The organism is Mycobacterium sp. IDUB_9, assembly GCF_055419505.1.
Window position 1 is genome coordinate 1 of the sequence record NZ_JBVAXU010000025.1, and the last position, 291, is coordinate 291.

1 rRNA gene is annotated in these 291 nt (G+C 56.4%); it reads left to right on the forward strand.

Features of this window, described 5'->3' with window-relative positions:
• A 16S ribosomal RNA gene (locus tag ACZY08_RS29745) occupies nt 1-64 on the forward strand; the annotation flags it as partial.
• Nucleotides 65-291 lie beyond the last annotated feature (227 nt).

The following is a 291-nucleotide window of genomic DNA, read 5'->3' on the forward strand; positions in this document are numbered from 1 at the left end:
GGCGATTGGGACGAAGTCGTAACAAGGTAGCCGTACCGGAAGGTGCGGCTGGATCACCTCCTTTCTAAGGAGCACCATTTTGATTCCCCCGCCCCCGCGACTGTGGGAGTAGTGCGGTTGGGATATTTCAGTCAGGGATCTGTAGTGGGTTTCTGGTGGGTGCATAGACAAACGTTGAGCCGGCGTGGGAAATCGCTGGTGATGAAACTGCTGAACACACTATTGGGCTTTGAGACAACAGGCCCGTTTTTCCCTGGCCCCTGTGTGGGGTGGGAGGCGTGTTGTTGCTCC